Annotated in this window: 20 protein-coding genes, 1 tRNA gene and 2 pseudogenes; 12 read left to right on the top strand and 11 right to left on the bottom strand. The window is 57.0% G+C overall.

Annotation, left to right across the window (positions count from 1 at the left end; translation table 11 throughout):
- The first annotated feature begins 154 nt into the window (after nucleotides 1–154).
- Entirely contained in the window at nucleotides 155–1,090 is a 936-nt protein-coding gene (locus tag AC2FLP_RS15210) for a S41 family peptidase (RefSeq protein ID WP_496684882.1), read from the top strand.
- Between the two features lie 152 nt (nucleotides 1,091–1,242).
- Here AC2FLP_RS15210 and AC2FLP_RS15205 read toward each other — a convergent pair whose 3' ends face one another.
- From AC2FLP_RS15205 to AC2FLP_RS15195, 3 genes are all read right to left on the bottom strand, one after another.
- A complete protein-coding gene (locus tag AC2FLP_RS15205) occupies nucleotides 1,243–2,265 on the bottom strand; it encodes an aspartate-semialdehyde dehydrogenase (protein WP_117871411.1) in 1,023 nt (340 codons plus the stop codon).
- A 95-nt stretch (nucleotides 2,266–2,360) separates the two neighbouring features.
- Nucleotides 2,361–3,416, bottom strand: coding sequence for a glycosyltransferase family 4 protein (locus tag AC2FLP_RS15200; RefSeq protein WP_496684885.1), 1,056 nt, complete (start codon nucleotides 3,414–3,416; stop codon nucleotides 2,361–2,363).
- Nucleotides 3,417–3,435: 19 nt separating this feature from the next.
- Nucleotides 3,436–4,608 carry an MFS transporter gene (locus tag AC2FLP_RS15195; RefSeq protein ID WP_496684887.1) on the bottom strand — a complete coding sequence of 391 codons (1,173 nt, stop codon included), beginning with the start codon at nucleotides 4,606–4,608 and terminating at the stop codon, nucleotides 3,436–3,438.
- 141 nt (nucleotides 4,609–4,749) lie between these two features.
- Here AC2FLP_RS15195 and AC2FLP_RS15190 point away from each other — a divergent pair, with 141 nt between their 5' ends.
- A complete protein-coding gene (locus AC2FLP_RS15190; RefSeq protein WP_299899916.1) occupies nucleotides 4,750–5,892 on the top strand; it encodes a DUF3095 domain-containing protein in 1,143 nt (380 codons plus the stop codon).
- Between the two features lie 4 nt (nucleotides 5,893–5,896).
- On the opposite strand, the gene AC2FLP_RS15185 is transcribed toward AC2FLP_RS15190, so the two are convergent.
- A complete protein-coding gene (locus AC2FLP_RS15185; protein ID WP_496684888.1) occupies nucleotides 5,897–6,667 on the bottom strand; it encodes an aldolase/citrate lyase family protein in 771 nt (256 codons plus the stop codon).
- 232 nt (nucleotides 6,668–6,899) lie between these two features.
- On the opposite strand from AC2FLP_RS15185, the gene hpaR reads away from it, so the two are divergent.
- A complete protein-coding gene (gene hpaR / locus AC2FLP_RS15180; RefSeq protein WP_299643324.1) occupies nucleotides 6,900–7,334 on the top strand; it encodes a homoprotocatechuate degradation operon regulator HpaR in 435 nt (144 codons plus the stop codon).
- 251 nt (nucleotides 7,335–7,585) lie between these two features.
- Here hpaR and AC2FLP_RS15175 read toward each other — a convergent pair.
- Both AC2FLP_RS15175 and AC2FLP_RS15170 read right to left on the bottom strand, forming a co-directional pair.
- Nucleotides 7,586–7,916, bottom strand: a pseudogene (locus tag AC2FLP_RS15175) (transposase).
- A gap of 266 nt (nucleotides 7,917–8,182) precedes the next feature.
- A tRNA-Arg gene (locus AC2FLP_RS15170) sits at nucleotides 8,183–8,259 on the bottom strand.
- Between the two features lie 115 nt (nucleotides 8,260–8,374).
- On the opposite strand from AC2FLP_RS15170, the gene AC2FLP_RS15165 reads away from it, so the two are divergent.
- Both AC2FLP_RS15165 and AC2FLP_RS15160 read left to right on the top strand, forming a co-directional pair.
- Nucleotides 8,375–9,400, top strand: a complete 1,026-nt coding sequence (locus tag AC2FLP_RS15165; RefSeq protein ID WP_299643949.1) for a LacI family DNA-binding transcriptional regulator — start codon at nucleotides 8,375–8,377, stop codon at nucleotides 9,398–9,400.
- Complete coding sequence (locus tag AC2FLP_RS15160) at nucleotides 9,397–10,617, top strand: winged helix-turn-helix domain-containing protein (RefSeq protein WP_496684889.1); 1,221 nt, start codon at nucleotides 9,397–9,399, stop codon at nucleotides 10,615–10,617. Before AC2FLP_RS15165 ends, AC2FLP_RS15160 begins: the two co-directional genes overlap by 4 nt.
- A gap of 3 nt (nucleotides 10,618–10,620) precedes the next feature.
- Here the strand turns inward: AC2FLP_RS15160 and AC2FLP_RS15155 are convergent, their stop codons facing one another.
- The 5 genes and pseudogenes from AC2FLP_RS15155 to AC2FLP_RS15135 all read right to left on the bottom strand — a co-directional run bounded on the left by AC2FLP_RS15155 (nucleotide 10,621) and on the right by AC2FLP_RS15135 (nucleotide 14,588).
- Entirely contained in the window at nucleotides 10,621–11,319 is a 699-nt protein-coding gene (locus AC2FLP_RS15155; RefSeq protein ID WP_496684890.1) for a fumarylacetoacetate hydrolase family protein, read from the bottom strand.
- Between the two features lie 383 nt (nucleotides 11,320–11,702).
- Nucleotides 11,703–12,027, bottom strand: a pseudogene (locus AC2FLP_RS15150) (hypothetical protein).
- Nucleotides 12,028–12,185: 158 nt separating this feature from the next.
- Nucleotides 12,186–12,551: a hypothetical protein gene (locus AC2FLP_RS15145; protein ID WP_496684891.1), complete on the bottom strand. Its 366-nt coding sequence runs from the start codon at nucleotides 12,549–12,551 to the stop codon at nucleotides 12,186–12,188.
- Between the two features lie 111 nt (nucleotides 12,552–12,662).
- Nucleotides 12,663–13,613: an AraC family transcriptional regulator gene (locus AC2FLP_RS15140; protein ID WP_496684900.1), complete on the bottom strand. Its 951-nt coding sequence runs from the start codon at nucleotides 13,611–13,613 to the stop codon at nucleotides 12,663–12,665.
- Nucleotides 13,614–13,721: 108 nt separating this feature from the next.
- Nucleotides 13,722–14,588, bottom strand: coding sequence for a branched-chain amino acid aminotransferase (locus tag AC2FLP_RS15135; RefSeq protein WP_117871424.1), 867 nt, complete (start codon nucleotides 14,586–14,588; stop codon nucleotides 13,722–13,724).
- Nucleotides 14,589–14,748: 160 nt separating this feature from the next.
- On the opposite strand from AC2FLP_RS15135, the gene AC2FLP_RS15130 reads away from it, so the two are divergent.
- From AC2FLP_RS15130 to AC2FLP_RS15100, 7 genes are all read left to right on the top strand, one after another.
- Nucleotides 14,749–15,261, top strand: coding sequence for a MarR family winged helix-turn-helix transcriptional regulator (locus AC2FLP_RS15130; RefSeq protein WP_117871426.1), 513 nt, complete (start codon nucleotides 14,749–14,751; stop codon nucleotides 15,259–15,261).
- Nucleotides 15,258–15,959, top strand: coding sequence for a response regulator (locus tag AC2FLP_RS15125; RefSeq protein WP_117871428.1), 702 nt, complete (start codon nucleotides 15,258–15,260; stop codon nucleotides 15,957–15,959). Before AC2FLP_RS15130 ends, AC2FLP_RS15125 begins: the two co-directional genes overlap by 4 nt.
- A gap of 68 nt (nucleotides 15,960–16,027) precedes the next feature.
- On the top strand, nucleotides 16,028–16,960 hold the full coding sequence (locus AC2FLP_RS15120; RefSeq protein ID WP_496684893.1) for a histone deacetylase family protein: 933 nt from the start codon (nucleotides 16,028–16,030) through the stop codon (nucleotides 16,958–16,960).
- A complete protein-coding gene (locus AC2FLP_RS15115; protein WP_117871432.1) occupies nucleotides 16,957–17,199 on the top strand; it encodes an exodeoxyribonuclease VII small subunit in 243 nt (80 codons plus the stop codon). Before AC2FLP_RS15120 ends, AC2FLP_RS15115 begins: the two co-directional genes overlap by 4 nt.
- Complete coding sequence (locus tag AC2FLP_RS15110) at nucleotides 17,200–18,066, top strand: polyprenyl synthetase family protein (RefSeq protein WP_117871434.1); 867 nt, start codon at nucleotides 17,200–17,202, stop codon at nucleotides 18,064–18,066. It begins immediately after the preceding gene.
- Between the two features lie 16 nt (nucleotides 18,067–18,082).
- Entirely contained in the window at nucleotides 18,083–20,011 is a 1,929-nt protein-coding gene (gene dxs / locus AC2FLP_RS15105) for a 1-deoxy-D-xylulose-5-phosphate synthase (protein ID WP_299899945.1), read from the top strand.
- A gap of 366 nt (nucleotides 20,012–20,377) precedes the next feature.
- On the top strand, nucleotides 20,378–20,536 hold the full coding sequence (locus AC2FLP_RS15100) for a hypothetical protein (protein ID WP_496684895.1): 159 nt from the start codon (nucleotides 20,378–20,380) through the stop codon (nucleotides 20,534–20,536).
- The last annotated feature ends 70 nt before the right edge of the window (nucleotides 20,537–20,606 follow it).

The following is a 20,606-nucleotide window of genomic DNA, read 5'->3' as shown; positions in this document are numbered from 1 at the left end:
TGAAACCCGGCGATACGCCTTGGAGGGCTCCATCGAAGCCTTCCTGATGTCAGCGATGCGTCTATTGGCACTTCCCGATAATGGGCACACACGGCTGATCCCGAACGATGCGATCGAGGTGCTGCCGCTGAGGTTCGTGAGCGTAGGGTGTTCCGTGCAATTCATCGGCGCGGTACCAGAGATAACTGCACCACGAGGAGAGCTGATAGCGGTCAATGGCGCAGATTTGAGCCATATTGAAGCCACCGCTGAGCAGTTTCTAGCGGGAAGGCGACAAAGGAAACGGGTTATCGGACCGATTTTTTTGGCTTGGCCGTACGCTTTGGCACGTTTGGGTTTTTCGTCAAGCGGCGGAACGACCGAGTATCGTCTGCGGGACGAAAATGGACAGATAACGAATCTGAAAGTGGCCAATGAACATACCGTTCCTGGATCTGTGCTATACCCGAGAAACGAGCACGGCAAGGATGATCCAACCTGGCAGCCTGAGGCTTTTGTGGAGATAAAGGACTGGCAAGACCTTGGGCTATCAATAGCGTTACCAAGCTTCTTTGATTCGAACGAAAGTGCGCTGCTTGCAGCCATCTCAGCCGCAGTGGAACGCGTGCGCGCCTGTTCGAACAAACCGCTCTTGATTGACGTTCGCGGAAACACGGGGGGCGACTTTCTTCTAACGATGCCCTTGATCGACGCGATCTCGGAAAGCGCAAACAAGCAGGTTGTCCTGCTTGTCGATAAATTCACGTTTTCCGCAGCGATCGTGTTTGTAGCCATCCTCAAACATCGATTGGGAAACAGGCTCAAACTCATTGGGGAGGAGATGGGCGATGGCTTGACGTTCTTTGCAGAGGGCGGGTTGCTCGATTTGCCGGCCAGCAAAGCCGTCGTTCGATACTCATCAGCCTTTCACGATTGGAAGAACGGAACGACTGACGAAACCACCCCGCCCGAAGTTGCGCGGGAAGTCGTACCTGTAGGAGCACTGAATTTGGATTTGGAATGGGTCCAAGGGCCTGCAGTTGAGGATGCATTCGGCGAGTTCCATCAACGCGTTCTCAAGAGCATGAGCCATTGGATAAACGACCGTTAAATTCGCACGGCGGTCGTTCAAATTGCCTTCCAATACTGCGCATTGGCGAATGCCAAGTTTCTCCCGCAAACTTGGCACTGACAAATAATCAAAAAACCCGCTGAACAATCAGCGGGTTTCCTGGTTTTCAACCTTGGGCGAAAATCGGTATGTCAGCCCTTTTTCAGGACCTCGCGGCCCAAAAGTTCCGCGATCTGCACGGCGTTCAGGGCGGCGCCCTTGCGCAGGTTGTCGCTGACGCACCACAGGTTCAGACCGTTTTCGATGGTCGAATCCTGGCGGATACGGCTGATGAACGTGGCGAAATCGCCCGCGCATTCGATCGGTGTGACGTAGCCACCCGCTTCGCGTTTGTCGATCACCATGATACCCGGTGCTTCGCGCAGGATGTCGCGGGCTTCGTCTTCGTCCAGGAACTCTTCGAATTCGATGTTCACGGCCTCGGAATGGCCGACAAAAACGGGAACGCGGACGCAGGTGGCCGTGACCTTGATCGACGGGTCGACGATCTTTTTGGTTTCCACAACCATCTTCCACTCTTCCTTGGTCGAGCCGTCTTCCATGAAGACGTCGATCTGCGGGATGACGTTGAAGGCGATCTGCTTCTGGAATTTCTTCGGCGGCACGTCCGTCGTCGGATTGTAAATCGCCTTGGTCTGATCCCAAAGCTCGTCCATGCCTTCTTTACCGGCGCCAGACACCGACTGATAGGTCGACACGATCACGCGCTTGATCTTGGCGCGGTCATGCAGCGGCTTGAGCGCCACCACCATCTGCGCAGTCGAGCAGTTCGGGTTGGCGATGATATTCTTGTTCTTGTAGTCGTGGATCGCCTCGGGGTTACATTCCGGCACGATCAGCGGAATGGCCGGGTCATAGCGATACAGCGACGAGTTATCGATCACCACACAGCCAGCCGCAGCCGCCTTGGGGGCGTAGGTCTTGGTTGCGTCCGAGCCGATGGCGAACAGTGCCATGTCCCAGCCGGTGAAGTCGAAGGTGTCGATGTCCTGGGTCGTCAGTGTCTTGTCGCCAAAGCTCACCTCGGTCCCCAGCGAACGACGGCTTGCCAGAGCGGCAAGTTCATCGACCGGGAACTGGCGTTCCGCCAGGATGTTCAGCATTTCGCGGCCCACGTTACCCGTGGCGCCGGCGACAACGACGCGATAGCCCATTTCATGTCTCCAATGTTAAGGACGCGCGTTCATAGCCGCGTTGCAGCGAAGAAAAAAGGGCTATCACGGGAGAATTGGCCGAATTGACGTCGATTTTAACCCTGATGCGCGTTTTCACCTGTGTTCAGCAATGAACGATAGACACGCACGATGGCTTCCGCTTCGCCTTCGATTCGAAAATGCTGCTCTACACGCTGTCTTGCGGCCTGACCGGATTGCACAAGCTTGTCCGGATCACTCAACATCTGTTCCAGTGCTTCGGCCAGTGCCCCGGCGTTATCCTTTTCGATCAAGCGGCCTGTCTCCCCGTCCTCGATCTGGGCGCTGAACGCCCCAACCTCACGGCAGGCGATTGCAGGCACGCCGGAGGCCATCGCCTCAAGCGGTGTGAGGCCGAACCCTTCGTGACGGGCCGGGGCCACAAACAGGTCAAGGGCGCGGTAGGTTTGAACGATTTCCTCCCAAGGACGCTCGCCCAGGAAGTGCACCCGTTCCGATAGCCCGGCAGCGTTGAGCTTGGCTTCCTGTTCCTGTTGGAACGATTCAAATTCTTTGGTGGCGCGCCCGGTAAAGACTATGCTGGCGTCGGGATGGTTTGGCAGAACCTCAATCGCCGCATCCACCAAGAGGTCGACACCCTTCTGAGGTCGAATACGCCCGAAACACCCGATCAAAGTCCCATCAGGCAGCCCCAGTTTATTTCGCAGCAGCGATTTGTCCTCGGCCGGGTGAAACAGTTCGGTATTCACACCATGCATTATGACAGTCGCGGGATGTTCAAGAAACGATGCCGCTTCCGGAGTTGTGGCGATCAGGGCGTCCATCTTCGAGATCAGCCATTTCGTGAACCCAGAGTGATTTCGCTGCGCAGCCGATGTAAACAGCAGTTTCAGATTACGCTGCAGTACATGTTTCAAAAACAGGCCCATCAGCATTTCGGTATTGCGCCGCGCATGCCACACCCGGGGCGTCCTGTTCGAAAGGAATGGAACTTTGATCAACCGGATGTGGGGCAGATCATCCGGCAGGCCGGGTCCTGTGGCAACGATCCCGATCATATGCTTCTGGATCGGCAACAGGCGGATGACGGTTGTTGTGACACCGGAGAGGCTGTGTTTCAGGTTCGGCGCTATAACCTCGATTTCCTGCACGGCTTGCTCCGCAATTGCTTTAATCCACACTATCCCGGCTGAATAGATAAATCACGCAACCGATGGCAAGGGTTACGGCAAAAAACGCAAAAATTGCTGTGTAAGGCGCGGTTGTCCCGTTCTCGGCGGTGGCGGCATGAACGCGCCCGGTGACAAATTGGGCAATGCCGACACCTCCGATTCCGAAGAGATTCAACAAGGTCACACCACGACCCACCAGATGTGGTGGGACGAAGGCCCGTCCATGGGCCATGATGACCGGAAAGCTGGCCCCGGCAAAACCGATGACGGCCAACAGCAGAACGGACAGCCATGTGGCATAGTCAATCCACGCGCAAAGCAGGGTCAGTGCCACTGCACCCAGCACGTTGCCTGCTAAGATAACCCACTTCCTGGTGCCAAAAACGCGATCCAGCGGCCCGTAGACAAAGGTACCGACAATCATCGCAGATCCCATAACCAGTGTCGCGGTGCCGATCTGTGTAGTGCTGAGCCCGAAGACATCGTTCAGATACGGCCCAGCCCACAGCCCGCGCAGGGCGGCTGAGGGCGCATATGCCACTAGCATCAAAGGCATGATCAGCCACAGTGCAGGTTCTTTCAACAGGTCCAGCAGCGTACCCTTGTGTTCCGTTCCAACCTTCGCGGGATCGCGTACGCTCAGCCAAATACCCAAAGCAATCGCAGCAGATATCGCGGCCAGCCCAACCATCGTTGCGCGCCATCCGATCCATTCAACAGCAAGCGCAGTCGGATAGGAGGCCACAAGATTGCCTACCGAGCCGACACCCAGCATGACGGCGGCCAGCGTCGCGAACCGGGCCGGAGGATATTCGTGGGCAAAGATGAAATAAGATGCCATCAGAACCGGAGAGCATCCGACGCCGATCAGGCCCATGGCAACGCTGACATGCAAAGGTGAGGTCGCGACCGCAAAAATCGCGGATCCTCCTGCACCACCAACCAGAAGAAGCGCGGCTGCGGTCAGCCGCGGACCGACCTTGTCCAGCGCCCAGCCAACTGGAATTTGCATTGCTGCGAACACCAGAAACCAAAGGCCGGACGCAAAGGCCAGATCTTCGGGTGTGGCGCCGATGTCGCGTTCAAGATCCAGACTGAGCACAGCCAGAAATGCACGGAAAAACTGGCTGAGCACATAGCCCAGGCACAAAACTACCAAACCCGCCTGCATAGCCCGCCTCTTTTCCGCTCATCCGAAGGGAATGCTTGGCACGCAATGATGCAACGCACAAGCATGTGTACTATGTTTCAGTAACAGGACTTGGGCCGCATTCCGGCTATCTTTGCCGGAAGTTTGATTTCGAGGGGGAAAATGAAAGACCTCCATTCTGCATTTTATGAAAACCTGCCCCTGTTGCGGGATTTCACCCGTCTGGCAGACCCGGCGAAGTTTTCTCCGGTGCCCGACGACTGGTTTCTGGGGGTCGCCGATATTGTCGATTCAACCGGGGAAATAGCGCGAGGGCGATACAAAACCGTCAACACCGTTGGGGCCGCCGTGATCTCGGCGATGATTAACGCGATGGACGGCAAGCTGTTTCCCTATGTCTTTGGCGGCGACGGAGCGGCGTTTGCGATTCCTCCCGGCGAAGTTGAAGCAGCTCGGGATACTCTTTCAGCCTTGCGGCGCTGGTCGGAAGAGGAGTTTTCCATGCCGTTGCGAGCGGCGCTGGTGTCGGTGGCAGAAATCCGAAAAGCAGGCAGGGACTTGCGTGTCGCCCGTTTTGCTCCGTCCTCCGGCGTGGATTATGCCATGTTTTCTGGCGGGGGATTGGCCTGGGTCGAGGCAGAGATGAAAGCGGGTCGTCATATGATCGCGCCTGCCGAACCAGGTGCGCAGCCGAACCTGACAGGCTTGTCGTGTAGATGGTCCAACAGCCCGGCGCGGCACGGTCAGATCGTTTCACTGGTCATTGAACCCACCGCGTCAGCAACTGAACGTGATTTTGCCGATCTTGCGCAATCGGTTCTGTCCGCGTCAGAAGAGCTGGAGCGTGCCGGACATCCGGTGCCGGAGAATGGTCCACCCATGAGGTGGCCGCCTCCTGGCCTTGACATTGATGCGCATGTTTCGCGCAACGGGCGGAATTTGATTTTGCACAAGCTCGTTCTTCTGGTTCAGAACCTGCTGATCGCGATACTCTTCAAGACCGGTAAAAAGCTGGGACAGTTTGAGCCCGAACACTACAGGATTATGGTCAGCAGCAATGCCGATTTCCGCAAGTTTGATGACGGTCTGAAGATGACATTGGATTGTGATACGGCCACTTTGCGACAGATCGAACAAATGCTGGAAGAAGCGCGCGGGCGCGGCAAAATCCGATACGGTTTGCACGTGCAGGACGAGGCGATGATGACGTGTTTCGTCCCGTCGGCCACACGGGACGATCATGTGCATTTCGTCGATGGTGCCTCGGGCGGATACGCCCAGGCCGCAGCGGCCATGTACCGTTGAACGGTTAGCCGGCTTTCCATCCCGCGGCGAGATCACGTGCCGTTTGCGCCAGCAGCATCACATCAATGCCAACTGCCAAAAACTGCGCGCCCATATCCAGATATGCCTGCCGGGCCTCGTCATTTGTCGCCAAAATGCCAGGCGCTTTGCCTGCGGCTTTGATCCGGGTCAGTGCATCGCCGATAACCTCTCGCACCTCGGGCGCCGCACTGTTGCCCTGATGGCCCATATCGGTCGACAGATCGGCAGGTCCGATGAATACGCCATCCACGCCGTCAACTTCCAGAATTTCGTCGAGAGCAGCCATTCCGGCGCGGGTTTCAACCTGTAACAACAAGCAAACCTCCTGATCTGCGGTCTGAATGTAGTTTCCGACCGATCCGTAAATCGTCGCCCGCGATGCCATCGCGCCCACACCGCGGACACCGGCAGGGGGATAGCGACAGGCCCGGACCAGCTCTCGCGCCTGCTCGGCGCTTTCCACTATCGGAACCAGCACGGTCTGAGCACCCGCATCCAGAACCATCTTGATCAGCCAGGTCTCACCCACGGGGACCCTCACAACCGCATGAGAGTCGCTTGCTGCAAGGGCCAAGAGCTGGTCCCGGATTGACCGGATGTCGTTTGGGGCATGCTCTCCATCGATCACCAGCCAATCGAAACCTGCCGTTCCCATTATCTCGGCCGTGATGGATTCAGCAAAGCTCATCCAGCAACCAATCTGCGTTTTTCCCTGTAATAGAGCCTGTTTGAATGAGTTTCGTGGCGCAGTCATGCTGTTTCCCTTTATGCAAAGCCTTCGGTGCACGGTGACCGTGAAATTGGACGTTTCCACATCTTCTTCTGCGGTGCCGAATTGTCCAGTCTGAATGCGGCTGTGCGCCATGAGATTGAAGGTGGGGTTGGCGCAGCTCTCATGGTTTTCTACGGTTCAGGGGCTTTTGTGTTTCAATTGGAAACCAAGGGTTCCCTTGCGTAAATCACGGATTTCGGTGATAATTTTTTTTATGACCGACGACCTCCCACTGACGTCGCGATCTTTGCCTATTGCGCTTTTGCGGGCGCGGGAAAAGGTTATGGGACCCATACGAGCAATGCTGGCCGACGCCGGTGTCACGGAACAGCAGTGGCGCGTGTTGCGGGTTTTGAACGAAGAAGGCCCGCAGGAACCGACGCATATTGCCGAACGCGCCTGTCTGCTATTGCCAAGCCTGACGCGTATATTGCAAAAATTGGAACACCGCGGCCTGATCTCCCGACGATGCCATCCCGCGGACCGTCGCCGCCAGATTGTCGAGATCAGTGAGCGCGGTGTTCAGATCATTCACGCCAATCTATCCGCCAGCATGGCGCAGGCGGAACGCATTCGTTCCCAACTGGGGCCGGAAAAACACGAACTGTTGCTGGATCTATTGAATGAGCTGAAAGACCTCAAAACCTGACGTTGGTCGCGCACATCAGAATCTTGTGCAAGGACCCCGCCGGAGATTTTAGAGGGTATCTCAGACGGGGCGGCCAGACTCGGGTTTGGGTTAGGCCTGGCCTAAGGCCGGTTGCCTCACGCCTAGCCTGACGGTCCGGCCCGCGCATCGGAATATATGACGAGCCTGATATGTGGCTCTGATTAGGGTCTTCTAGCCTTTGGGGGAAGGCCATGCACCTATGCTCTCCGAAACAGTCTTAGGGTCAGTATTCATAACCAGCAGATGGCGATTGCCGCGAGTGCGATTGCTGAGATGAAGACCTTGGGACAACGGTCATAGCGTGTCGCCACGCGCCCCCAATCCCTGAGCCTGCCATACATAATCTCGATGCGATTTGTATCTGCGCTTGTCGTACTTGACCGGCGTTTTGTGAGGCCCGTATTCGCCAGAGGCATCTCGCCAGCGCAAATCATTGCGATTGATGAAGATAATTCTACTCAACACACGCCGGTCATCAACGCTTCGCTTGCCATGAGACTTGGGAAAGAAAGGTTCAAGACGTGCCATCTGCGCATCGGTCAGCCAGAAAAGATCAGACATGTTCACCGCTCGTTTTCGAACCGTGAATCACGAGGCTAAGAGAAAACCAATGGGTCCTGAGCCTAGCCAAGAACAGGCAACTCAGCTTTTCTTGAGTCTGAACGCCCGAAAACGTGCGCTTGCAGGAAAAACTCCAAACGTCAGGTAACGAATCTAAATTGCGAGCTTTTTGCGCCAGTTAATTGACAATCGTGGGCAAAAGCGTGGGGTAAATCCGCCAAGAATGGTGATTACCCGTTTTAATTCAACGTGTTATCATTTAAGTATGGCGACCCCGGCAGGATTCGAACCTGCAACCTGCCCCTTAGGAGGGGGCTGCTCTATCCAGTTGAGCCACGGGGCCGCGTTTTGCCTTCTGTAACTGGGATTTTCCGGGTTGTCATCGCCTTTGCACAATTGTTGTACACACCGACGTGTTCACGCTACCATCGGGCAAAACAACAACGCAGGTGCCTCCCGTGAACAGTGAAACCAAACGCCCGCTTACCCTTCGTGATGTGTCCGAGGCTTCCGGTGTCTCAGAGATGACGGTGAGCCGGGTTCTGCGTAACAGGGGGGATGTGTCCGACGCCACCCGCACCCGCGTTCTGGCCGCCGCCAAAGATCTGGGATACGTCCCCAACAAGATCGCGGGCGCGCTGGCATCCAGCCGGGTCAACCTTGTCGCGGTGATCATCCCTTCGCTTTCGAACATGGTGTTCCCCGAGGTGATGACCGGCATCAATCAGGTGCTCGAAGATACCGAGTTGCAGCCTGTGGTTGGCGTGACGGATTATCTGCCCGAGAAAGAGGAAAAGGTGCTGTACGAGATGCTTTCGTGGCGACCCTCGGGCGTGATCATTGCAGGGCTTGAACACACTGACGCGGCCCGCGCCATGCTGGATTCGGCAGGTATTCCCGTGGTCGAGATCATGGATACCGATGGCAAACCTGTTGACGCGATGGTCGGCATTTCACACCGCCGGGCCGGACGTGAAATGGCGCAGGCGATCCTGAAGGCCGGGTATCAGCATATTGGCTTCATGGGCACCAAGATGCCGTTGGATCACCGCGCCCGGAAGCGCTTTGAAGGTTTTACCGAAGTACTGGGCAAACACGGGATCGAGATCGAAGATCGCGAGTTCTATTCTGGCGGCTCTGCCCTGGCCAAAGGGCGCGAGATGACGCAGGCCATGCTTGAACGCTCGCCCGAACTGGATTTCCTGTATTATTCCAACGACATGATCGGCGCTGGTGGTCTATTGTACCTGCTGGAACAGGGCGTAGATATTCCGGGGCAGATCGGTCTGGCCGGGTTCAACAACGTCGAGCTTTTGCAGGGTCTGCCGCGCAAATTGGCGACGATGGATGCCTGCCGTCTGGATATAGGCCGTCAGGCCGCACAGATCATCGCTGAACGCCTGAAGGATCCGGATTCTGAAATCGAGACACGGGTCACCCTGACCCCCAAGATCAGCTATGGCGATACTCTGAAACGGCGATGAGCGCCCCCCTGAAACGGCTCGACAACCGGACGGCCCGGGCTATTTTCATGGATCGTCACGCATTGGCCGAACAACCCTCGGGGGCGGCCAAGGGCGCCGAGCTTCTGGACCTCATCCAGCGGCTGGGGTTCGTACAGCTCGACAGCATCAACACGGTTGCCCGCGCCCATGATATGATCCTGTTTTCCCGACGGCCTGCGTATCGCAGCGCCAACCTAAAAAGGCTCTATGAAAGGGAAAAAGCGCTGTTCGAACACTGGACACATGATGCTGCCGTGATCCCGATGTCGTTCTATCCGCACTGGCATCTGCGCTTTCAGCGAGATGCGGATCTTTTGAAGGCCCGTTGGAAGAACTGGCGGCGGGATGGGTTCGAACAGCAGTTCGAGACGGTCTTGCAACATATCCGCGACCATGGACCAGTGTGTTCGTCAGACGTTGGCAAGGATGAAAAGAAAGGCTCGGGCGGTTGGTGGGATTGGCATCCGTCAAAAACCGCTTTGGAGTTTCTGTGGCGTTCCGGGGCCCTGACCGTTGTGGGCCGCGATGGGTTCAAGAAACGCTATGACCTGACCGAGCGCGTGATTGAAACCCGGTTATGCCCCGGTAACATGCCGTGTGATGCAAAATCGACCGTGGATTGGCTGTGCAACGCGGCACTGGACCGGTTGGGGTTTGCAACGTCCGGAGAGCTCGCCGCATTCTGGGATACGGTCAGCGCTGCAGAGACCAAAAACTGGTGTGCCACTGCGTTGGCTCAAGGAAATATCGAAGAGATCGAAATCTCTTGCGCCGATGGACGCCTGCGCAAAACCTTTGCCCGCCCGAATTTGATGGATCGGGCAACCGACTTGCCGCAACCGCCCGGACGGATCCGAGTGCTCAGCCCGTTTGATCCGATGCTTCGGGACCGAAACCGGGCCGAGCGGCTGTTTGGGTTTCACTATCGCATCGAAGTTTTCGTGCCCGAAGCCAGGCGGAAATATGGGTATTACGTCTTCCCCTTGCTTGAAGGTGATCGATTGATCGGCCGGATCGACATGAAGGCACATCGCGATCGCGACCTGCTGCATGTCAAGGCACTCTGGCCCGAACGCGGGGTGCGCTGGTCTGACGCCCGCAGCCGACGCCTGAACGCCGAGCTGGATCGGATACGCCGGCTGGCAGGCGTTGAACAGGTCAAGTTTGCAAGGGGTTGGCTGAAAGACCCTAAATAGGGCCTATTCCGCGTCAGTCAGGGTCAGTTTGATCGGCTCCAGTCCATCAATCTCTCCGGCTATCATGTCCCCGGCCACAACCGGGCCTACGCCGGCCGGTGTACCTGTCAGGATCAGATCGCCGGGGCGCAAATGGTAGAAACCGGACAGATGGCTGACAATTTCATCGATCTTCCAGATGAGCTCTTTCAGAGTAGCGTCCTGGCGCAGTTCGCCGTTCACACTCAAGCGGATGTTTTTGTCATCGTCCGGTGACCAGGCCGCCGCAGGGGTCAGCGGCGCGAAGACTGCTCCGTTTTCGACATCTTTACCTAGGTCCCAAGGCCGCTGTTTGTCCCGCTCGCGGAATTGCAGATCACGGCGGGTCATATCGAGCGCACAGCCATAGGCATAAACCGCATCCCACGCCTGCGCACTCGAGGCGCTAAAAACCGGCTTTCCGATGGCCAGCGCCAGCTCCATTTCGTGATGGTAATTCGTCGTCCCCGCCGGGTACGGAACCGTCGCGCCGGACAGGATCGCGTTTGGCGCGGATTTGGTGAAATAGAACGGCGCATCGCGATCCACTTCATTTCCCATCTCTGCTGCATGCGCGGCGTAGTTTCGCCCGACGCAGAAAATGTGTCCGACAGGATACCCGGCCGTCTCGCCAACGACAGGGATGGTTACGGGATCGGGAAGGGAAAACAGGCTGTTTGACATCGTGGTTCCTGAATTTTTCATCGCTGCCATCTTACGCCTGCCAGAGCTGCCAGCAAGCCGGGAATGCACGCTGGATTTCGCCAATATCCAAGAGTTGTTTCAGCGCGAACCTGCTCCATTCTGACCTGAACGCCCAGTGCCATTTGAATGCAGTTTCACATCCGCCTTTGTTGGCGCATCGGGGCTCGGGCCGGTCGGAATTTTTCTTGGCTCAGGCTCAAGTCGGGTTAAGCTCTTAATCAGCGTGACGGGGCGAATCCATCTTCCGGGGTGTGAAGACATCAAAACAGCGCGGCTAGAAAAACAATCAGCCACAATGACGCGAGGAAACCACTTGCGGGCTCAGTTTTCGTTCGGCAAATGCCTGAGGTCAGTATTCATAATCAGCAGTTGACGGTTGCCGCGAGTGCGATTGCTGAGATGAAGACCTTGGGACAACGATCATGGCGTGTCGCCACGCGCCCCCAATCCCTGAGCCTGCCAAACATAATCTCGATGCGATTTGTATCTGCGCTTGTCGTACTTGATCGGCGTTTTGTGAGGCCCGTATTCGCCAGAGCCATCTCGCCTGCGCAAACCATTGCGATTGATGAAGATAATTCTACCCAACACCCGATTGTCATCACCCCGAGGCTTGCCGTGCGACTTCGGGAAGAAGGGGGCGCGCTTCGCCATCTGCTCGTCGGTTAGCCAATAAAGGTCGCTCAGGTCACCGCTCGGTTTTGAGAGCCGTGAATCACGCAGCGCACCGAAAATCAATCCAGCCTGACCCTGGCTGCTTGCAAAAGAGGACCGCCGGTTAGAGATCCCGGCGGCTCAGACTTTGAGGCGTTACTGTTAAACCGGGATACCCGCAGGCAACGGTTTTATGCGACGACTTCCTGCTCGGGGGCGCTGAGTGAGATGACGAGCACGACAGCCGCACCATTCAGCCAGTAGAACACCGCATCCAGCCCTGAGAAACCCAGAACGTTGGGGGCAAACAGGAAGGTGATGCCGACGATCAAGTCTACGGCCAGATGAAGCTTATAGGGAAGGACCCGCCAAATCCCAAGATGATGATCGGTCAGAACCGTCAGAACAAATGCAGCGGCACCGGTGACAACGGAAAGCCACAGGGCCAGTGGGTTGGACTGACCCAATCCCAGCAGGAGCGGCAACGTCATGAGGGCAATGGCAACAGGGTAGTCGAGGTAAGCATGGACAGAGCGGGTAACGAAACGCAGGGACATGAGATCTTCCTTTTCTCAATCAATGATAAAGAGAAGGTAGGACGCCGAAGGTGAACGCTGAATTCCTGATCGTCTCTGATACCATGCAGATCGTTCAGAATACTTGGTGGATCAATGCATCGCCCGGTACGCAGCCGGCGATAGCCCAACCTGTTTCTTGAACACACGTGAGAAAGCTGCCTCAGAGGCATACCCAACCTCGGCGGCTGCATCTGCCACGTTCCATCGTGCCTCGGTCAGACCATGGCACGCGATCTGCATCCGCCAATCTGTGAGGTACTGTATCGGTGTTGTACCCATCTTTTCAGCAAAAAGCTGAGCAAAGGCAGTGCGCGACATACCCGCCACACGTGCCAATGACGCAACGCTCCAGTCATTGGCCGGGGCCTGGTGGAACGCGGTCAACGCCCGCGAGATACGCAGATCAGCAAATCCTGCCAACGCAGAATCCTGCGGGCTCTGACGTTCCAGATAGGCCCGGATCGCCTGTGCAAACAGGACCTCGGACAGTTTCAGCGCGATCAGGTCGCCACCGATTCTTGCGCCTGAAACCTCAGAGCCAATCATGCGCAGGGTGGATTCCATCCACGATCCGGCCTCTTCGCCATAATTCTCGATCAGGATATAGGGCGGCAGGCGGTCGATCAGCATATGCCCGGTGCCGTTTCGGCCGGCCGGGCCGGTAAAAGAGAAATGACCGCAGATCAGCTGCGTATCCCTTTCCTCGTCATCACCGCCATAGACCAGCACGCCCTCGCCCTTGTAGCCCGCACGCTCCAGCACCTGCTCCAGAGGCAGTGCATCCAACGGCTTTACCTCGGCACAGAGCAACGCGTGCGGCGCCCCGTGGGGTATCAGGATCAAGTCCCCCTGCCTTAACCGCAGGGTTTCCCCCGTGGTCGAGACATGTACCTTGAGCTCGCCACGCTGCACAAAATGAAACCGGGCCACGTTTTCGAACCCCGGCACCTGAATTCCGAAGGGCGGCGTGAACGACGTGCGGAAATAAAATGTGCCACGCAGGGAAAGGCGGGTGAGAATATCGCTGAGAAGGTCCAACATGTGCTGAAGATACGCAATCTGTGCAATCCGTCCAGACGACTGAACGGTTTGCACAATAATTTGCACGTTTGGTAACAAACACACCCCGACAAAGCAGAGCGCAAAAGCTTACGAGCGGACCAGTTTCTCGTAGTCTTCGGCGATTTGGCGGGTCAGGTCGCCGACCTCGAATGTGTATGCGCCGATCTGCCCGACAGGCGTGACCTCGGCCGCGGTGCCGGTAAGCCAGCACTGTTCGAAGTCAGCCATTTCTTCGGGCTTGATGCGGCGTTCATGCACGGTAATGCCGTTGTCTTTCAGCATCTGGATCACCGTCTGGCGTGTGATGCCGTTCAGGAAGCAGTCTGCCAGCGGGGTATGCACCTCGCCATCCTTGACGAAAAACACGTTCGCACCGGTGGCCTCGGCCACGTATCCGCGCCAGTCCATGAACAAAGCGTCCGAGCATCCTTTGGCTTCGGCCTTGTGCTTGGAAATGGTGCAGATCATGTAGAGACCTGCTGCCTTGGCGTGAACCGGGATGGTTTCCGGGCTGGGGCGTTTCCATTCGGCAATGTCCAGCTTGGCACCCTGCATCTTGGCATCGCCGTAATAGGCACCCCAGGGCCAGACCGCGACCGCCATGCGAACAGGGTTGCGGGCCGACGCGACGCCCATATCCTCACCCGAGCCGCGCCAGACCAGCGCCCGCACATACGCGTCCTGCAAACCGCTGGCCTTCAGCGCTTCTTCCTTGGCGGCTTCGATTTCATCAACCGAATAAGGCATTGGCATATCCAGCGCCTCGGCCGAGGCGATCAGACGCCGGGAATGGTCGCGGCTTTTGAAGATCTTACCGTTGTATGCGCGCTCGCCTTCGAATACCGATGACGCATAGTGCATTGCGTGGGTCAGAATGTGCACGTTGGCCTCACGCCAGGGCACCAGTTTGCCATCCATCCAAATGGTGCCATCACGATCATCATACCCCGCCATGCGAAACCTCCTGAACCGGGTTGGGTTTTCGATTATTGCGTCAATTAAGTCCGATACGGACACAATATTGCGCAAAAACTGCGATTCGATACCGCTCTCCTCTTGGAATGTCAATAACGCTGACATAAACTCGGCCCCGGAGTAACGAATGAGGCATGATATGTCCGACATCCGCCCGACCCCGCGTTATGGGGGCGAGAGCCTGTTGTTTTTGACTGATGAGCAATTGCGGCAGGGGATCGAGGCCATGTTCTTCGCCTATCGCGGCTTTACCGCTGATCCCGATCGTATCCTCGCGGAACTGGCCTATGGCCGCGCCCACCACCGGGCAATCCACTTCATCAACCGCGCGCCGGGCACGACGGTCAACAACTTGTTGGCCATCCTTGGCGTGACAAAGCAGTCTCTAAACAGGGTTTTGCGAACCTTGATCGAGGATGGTCTGGTGGAAAGCCGCGTGGGGACAGTGGACAAACGCGAACGCCACCTATTTCTGACAGAACAGGGGACGGTGCTGGAAACCACGCTGTCAGATGCCCAGCGGGCCAGAATGCGTGCCGCCTACAAGGATGCCGGTCCCGAAGCCGTGGCTGGATTTCGCAAAGTGCTTGAAGCAATGATGGATGCTGATATGCGTCATGCCTATACGAAACTTCGGGATACGACCTCATGAGCGATATGGATGCCCATCTGCTGATTGTCGACGATGACGAGCGCATTCGCGATCTGCTCAAGAAGTTTCTGATGCGAAACGGGTTTCTGGTTACAGCGGCACGGGATGCGGCCCACGCGCGGCGCGTATTGTCGGGGTTGGATTTCGACATGATCGTCATGGACGTGATGATGCCGGGCGAGGATGGTGTCAGTCTGACCCGTGCTTTGCGGGAAACGCATACGACACCGATCCTGCTGCTGACCGCAAAGGGTGAGACGGAACATCGGATCGCGGGCCTTGAGGCCGGGGCGGATGATTACCTGGCAAAACCGTTCGAGCCGAAAGAACTGCTGTTGCGGATCAACGCGATCCTGCGCCGGATGCCGGAAACGCCGGCAGAAGAAACCACGGCGAAGATCCTGAACCTCGGGCCCTTCCGCTATGACATTGAACGCGGTGAGATGTGGCAGGGCGAAGACCCGGTCCGTCTGACCGCAACCGAAAGCCAGTTGATGAAGATATTCTCGGCCCAGCCCGGAGAGCCGATCAGCCGTGCCAAGCTGGTCGAGGATCTGGGTCGCGACAAGGGCCAGGCGCAGGAGCGCGCGGTGGATGTGCAGATCACGCGCCTTCGACGCAAAATCGAACAGGACCCCAAGCAGCCACGCTATTTGCAGACTGTGCGGGGCGCAGGGTATATGCTTGCGCCGGATTGAGGTGCCGCTACGCGGCCTATTTCGGCCTTCGGCGAGGATATTATTAGCCAGATGAAGATGGGATCCCAATGACGACTGCACTATTGACCCATGCCGATTGTCTGAGCCATGTGACGCCTGACGGGCACCCGGAGCGTGTGGCGCGGCTGGAGCACATTTTGCATGCATTGGAAGCGCTGGACCTGGACCTGGAGCGGGTGACGGCTCCGCTGGCTGCGGATGACGATCTTCTGCGCATTCATCCAGAGAGTTATATTCGAGACATTCGATCCGCGCGCCCTTCGAATGGGTTCGCACAGATCGACGGGGATACGTTCCTGTCTCCGGGATCGGTGGACGCAGCCTACCGCGCGGCGGGTGCGGTGGTACGGGCGGTTGACCTGGTATTGAGCGGTGAAGCCTCGAATGCGTTCTGTGCCGTTCGCCCGCCGGGGCACCATGCGGAAACCGAAACGGCAATGGGCTTTTGCCTGTTTGGAAATGCAGCATTGGCGGCGAAACACGCGCTGGACCATCACGGTTTGAATCGTGTGGCCGTAGTCGATTTCGACGTACACCATGGAAATGGAACCCAGGACCTGTTGTGGGATGAAGCACGGGCATTGGTGATAACCAGCCAGCAGATGCCTTTGTGGCCCGGATCGGGCCGGCCCGAGGAAACGGGTGTTCATGATACGGTTGTCAACATCCCTCTGGCGCCAGGCAGTGGCGGATCCGAGATGCGGGCCGCCTATGAAACAAAGGCCTTTCCGCGCTTGCGGGCTTTTAGGCCGGAACTGATCATCACTTCCGCCGGGTTCGACGCCCATCAGGACGACCCGCTCGCCAATCTGAACTGGGCTACCGATGACTTTGCCTGGATCACCGCAGAGCTGTGCAGAATTGCCGACGAGGTCTGTAGCGGTCGTATCGTCTCGACTCTGGAGGGCGGGTATGATCTGAACGCACTGGCTGAGGCCACACGCGCCCATGTGGAAGAATTGATAAAGGCAGCCCGATGACTGAGACCTCCGTAGACCAGATGACATTCGAACAGGCGATGAAAGAGCTTGAGGCCGTAGTTGGCCAGCTGGAACGTGGCGACGTCGCGCTGGATCAATCAATTGCGCTCTATGAACGCGGCGCGGCGCTGAAGAAGCGGTGCGAGGATGAGTTGAAGCGCGCAGAAGAAAAAGTCGCAGCGATCACTCTGGATGCCAACGGTCAGCCAACTGGTACGACGCCCGCCGAAGGTCTGTGAATGTTCCCCGAAAGACTTGCGCAGGATGCAGCCAGCATTCAATGCCAGTTTGATCTGGTTCTAGGCGCATTTGAAGACGTCGATGTGACCCGGGCCATGGCATATGCCACCCGAGGCGGCAAACGATTGCGCGGGTTTCTGGCTTTGGAAAGTGCCCGACTTCATGATGTCGAAGAGAGTCGTGCGATCTGGCCTGCAACGGCTATAGAAGCGCTGCACGCTTATTCTTTGGTGCATGACGACCTGCCCTGCATGGATGACGATGACCTGCGCCGCGGTCGTCCCACTGTTCACGTGGAATGGGATGAAGGGACAGCGGTTCTGGCCGGCGATGCCCTTCACACGCTTGCTTTCGAGCTGTGCATGCATACAGAGGTGGGAGGAGCAGACATTCGTGCAGATCTTGCCCTGACGCTGGCCAGAGCCAGCGGCGCACAAGGGATGGTGCTGGGACAGGCGCTGGACATTGCAGCTGAAACCGCCGCCGAACCGCTGTCGCTGGACGAGATCACGCGTCTTCAGGCCGGCAAGACGGGCGCTCTGATCGAGTGGTCTGCCTGCGTTGGAGCAACTATGGCCCATTCAGACCCGGAACCGTTGCGCCAATATGCCCGGGCACTGGGCCTTGCTTTTCAGATCGCCGATGACATCCTTGATATTGAGGGCGATGCCAAAAAGGCAGGCAAACGTTTGCAAAAGGATACCGAGGCAGGGAAAGCCACCTTTGTTTCACTTTTGGGTCTGCCCGCTGCCAAAGCCCGCGCAGGTGAGCTTGTGGATCAGGCCTGTACAGCTTTGGATGGGTATGGTCCGAAGGCAGAAACCTTGAAGGAAGCCGCCCGCTTCGTTATTGCCCGGGACAGCTAAGCCAGGAACGCGCCACATGTCTGACCGCCCAAACACGCCACTGCTGGACCTTGTAAGCCGCCCTGCGGATCTCAAGCAGTTCTCGGACGCGCAACTGCACCAGGTCGCTCAGGAGCTGCGGGCGGAAACGATCTCGGCTGTTTCCGTCACCGGCGGGCATCTGGGGGCTGGCTTGGGTGTCGTTGAATTGACTACGGCGTTGCACGCTGTGTTTGATACGCCCCGAGACAAGATCATCTGGGATGTGGGTCATCAGTGCTATCCGCACAAAATCCTGACCGAGCGACGTGATCGCATCCGAACTCTGCGCATGAAGGATGGCCTCAGCGGCTTCACCAAGCGCAGCGAGAGCCCCTATGATCCATTTGGCGCGGCGCATTCCAGCACGTCGATCAGCGCTGCCCTGGGTTTTGCTGTCGCACGGGATCTGGGGGGCGTAACGCCTGAAGGGTTGGGTGACGCAATTGCAGTGATCGGCGATGGCTCGATGTCTGCGGGCATGGCTTTTGAGGCGATGAACAATGCAGGCCACCTGAAAAAGCGTCTGATTGTCATTCTGAACGACAACGAGATGAGCATCGCGCCCCCGGTTGGTGCCTTGTCCAGCTATTTGTCGCGTATCTATAGCGAAGAACCGTTTCACGATCTGAAAGCTGCTGCCAAAGGCGCTGTCTCATTGTTGCCTGAGCCATTCCGAGAAGGCGCCAAGCGCGCCAAGGAGATGCTAAAAGGCTTGGCGGTGGGCGGCACGCTGTTTGAAGAGCTTGGGTTTTCCTATCTCGGCCCGATAGATGGCCATGACATGGACCAGCTGCTGCCGGTTCTGCGCACTGTGAAATCGCGGGCAACCGGGCCGATCCTGATCCATGTATTGACGAAAAAAGGCAAGGGCTATGCCCCCGCCGAGCAGGCACGCGACAAAGGTCATGCCACGGCAAAGTTTGATGTGGTGACTGGGGAACAGAAGAAGGCGCCCTCAAACGCGCCATCTTATACATCTGTATTTGGCAAGGCACTGGTGGACGAGGCCGCGCGAGACGACAAGATCGTCGCAGTGACCGCTGCAATGCCGGACGGTACCGGTCTGAACCTGTTCGCTGAACGCTATCCGTCGCGCTGCTTTGATGTGGCGATTGCCGAGCAGCACGGCGTGACGTTTTCGGCTGCGCTTGCAGCAGGAGGAATGAAGCCGTTTTGCGCTATGTATTCTACCTTCCTGCAGCGGGGCTATGACCAGGTTGTACATGACGTGGCAATTCAGCGCTTGCCCGTACGTTTTGCAATCGACCGGGCAGGGTTGGTCGGGGCCGACGGCGCCACCCACGCAGGGTCGTTCGACATTGCCTATTTGGCCAATCTTCCAGGTATGGTCGTCATGGCTGCCGCTGATGAGGCCGAGCTGATGCATATGGTGGCAACTGCTTCCGCACATGATGAAGGCCCTATCGCCTTCCGCTATCCGCGCGGTGAAGGCGTCGGAGTTGATTTGCCCGAACGTGGAGAGATTCTTGAGATCGGCAAGGGCCGCATTCTCCAGAATGGCGCGCGGGTGGCTCTGCTTTCCTTTGGTACACGTCTGGCCGAGGTCCAGAAGGCGGCGGAATCCCTTTCAGCCAAGGGCATAACGCCCACGATTGCCGACGCTCGTTTTGCCAAACCTCTTGATCGCGACCTTATCCTGGATCTGGCGTCCAGCCACGAAGCTTTGATTACCATCGAAGAAGGGGCTGTTGGTGGATTCGGCAGCCATGTCGCGCAATTACTGGCGGAAGAAGGTGTATTTGATCTGGGGCTGAAGTACCGCTCGATGGTTTTACCTGATATCTTCATTGATCAAGCGAATCCTGCGGACATGTATTCTGTGGCCGGCATGAATGCCGAACATATCGAGGCGAAAGTACTGGACGTTCTGGGCGTCGCCTCGATCGGAGAGAAACGCGCTTAGCGCGCCTGTCAGTGGGGTAGCGGGCGTCTGGAACGCCGACCTCTGTTTGATCAGGTTTTTTTCTGGTGCACCTGAAGGGAGAAACATCGAACTCACTGTTCGAGGAATTGGTTCGTTGGGAATGCAGTCTAAGACTATGAAAAGGGTACTTGTGAATGGATACCGGACGTTCTCTACAACTGCGAAAACTTCGCCAGTGTGTATAATGTTGACATTTGACTAAATGCGTACTTGTCCACCACAGGTTGTTCTGGTGTCTTTGAATTGAACACTCTATCTAGTTGGCATTGGTTATGTCGGTGGAAGCATCCAGTGTGCGACTTGCTACCGATCATTTTCGTTATGACACAATGCTAGGGCGCTTAGATGTTAGAACAAATTTACTGGATTGCAGGGATCGTAACGGCAGGTGCGGCTGTCGTGGGATTGTTTCTTTGGAGAAGAAAAGGTGCAACCAACATAAATCAAAACGCAAAGGTTTCCGGTCAAAGCAATACCGTCAACCAACGACTGGATAGTGTCTGACGTCAGCGCCTACCGGACAGATTTGGGGTTTGAGCAACGGAGGATTTCTGGTTCATCGAAGCCGTTAAGG

The sequence above is a fragment of the Ruegeria sp. CDSA141 genome (assembly GCF_059612005.1).
The sequence above is the reverse complement of the archived record's forward strand: the minus strand, read 5'-3'. Positions and strand labels throughout refer to the sequence as shown.

What these genes read in the sequence shown, in the direction of transcription:
- AC2FLP_RS15140 (WP_496684900.1), bottom strand. Translation starts at nt 13,613, where the DNA reads ATGTTGGACCTTCTCAGCGATATTCTCACCCGCCTTTCCCTGCGTGGC.
- hpaR (WP_299643324.1), top strand. Translation starts at nt 6,900, where the DNA reads ATGACCGACGACCTCCCACTGACGTCGCGATCTTTGCCTATTGCGCTT.
- AC2FLP_RS15130 (WP_117871426.1), top strand. Translation starts at nt 14,749, where the DNA reads ATGTCCGACATCCGCCCGACCCCGCGTTATGGGGGCGAGAGCCTGTTG.
- AC2FLP_RS15190 (WP_299899916.1), top strand. Translation starts at nt 4,750, where the DNA reads ATGAAAGACCTCCATTCTGCATTTTATGAAAACCTGCCCCTGTTGCGG.
- AC2FLP_RS15125 (WP_117871428.1), top strand. Translation starts at nt 15,258, where the DNA reads ATGAGCGATATGGATGCCCATCTGCTGATTGTCGACGATGACGAGCGC.
- AC2FLP_RS15185 (WP_496684888.1), bottom strand. Translation starts at nt 6,667, where the DNA reads ATGACTGCGCCACGAAACTCATTCAAACAGGCTCTATTACAGGGAAAA.
- AC2FLP_RS15110 (WP_117871434.1), top strand. Translation starts at nt 17,200, where the DNA reads ATGTTCCCCGAAAGACTTGCGCAGGATGCAGCCAGCATTCAATGCCAG.
- AC2FLP_RS15120 (WP_496684893.1), top strand. Translation starts at nt 16,028, where the DNA reads ATGACGACTGCACTATTGACCCATGCCGATTGTCTGAGCCATGTGACG.
- AC2FLP_RS15205 (WP_117871411.1), bottom strand. Translation starts at nt 2,265, where the DNA reads ATGGGCTATCGCGTCGTTGTCGCCGGCGCCACGGGTAACGTGGGCCGC.
- AC2FLP_RS15135 (WP_117871424.1), bottom strand. Translation starts at nt 14,588, where the DNA reads ATGGCGGGGTATGATGATCGTGATGGCACCATTTGGATGGATGGCAAA.
- AC2FLP_RS15145 (WP_496684891.1), bottom strand. Translation starts at nt 12,551, where the DNA reads ATGTCCCTGCGTTTCGTTACCCGCTCTGTCCATGCTTACCTCGACTAC.
- AC2FLP_RS15195 (WP_496684887.1), bottom strand. Translation starts at nt 4,608, where the DNA reads ATGCAGGCGGGTTTGGTAGTTTTGTGCCTGGGCTATGTGCTCAGCCAG.
- AC2FLP_RS15115 (WP_117871432.1), top strand. Translation starts at nt 16,957, where the DNA reads ATGACTGAGACCTCCGTAGACCAGATGACATTCGAACAGGCGATGAAA.
- AC2FLP_RS15155 (WP_496684890.1), bottom strand. Translation starts at nt 11,319, where the DNA reads ATGTCAAACAGCCTGTTTTCCCTTCCCGATCCCGTAACCATCCCTGTC.
- AC2FLP_RS15160 (WP_496684889.1), top strand. Translation starts at nt 9,397, where the DNA reads ATGAGCGCCCCCCTGAAACGGCTCGACAACCGGACGGCCCGGGCTATT.
- dxs (WP_299899945.1), top strand. Translation starts at nt 18,083, where the DNA reads ATGTCTGACCGCCCAAACACGCCACTGCTGGACCTTGTAAGCCGCCCT.
- AC2FLP_RS15100 (WP_496684895.1), top strand. Translation starts at nt 20,378, where the DNA reads ATGTTAGAACAAATTTACTGGATTGCAGGGATCGTAACGGCAGGTGCG.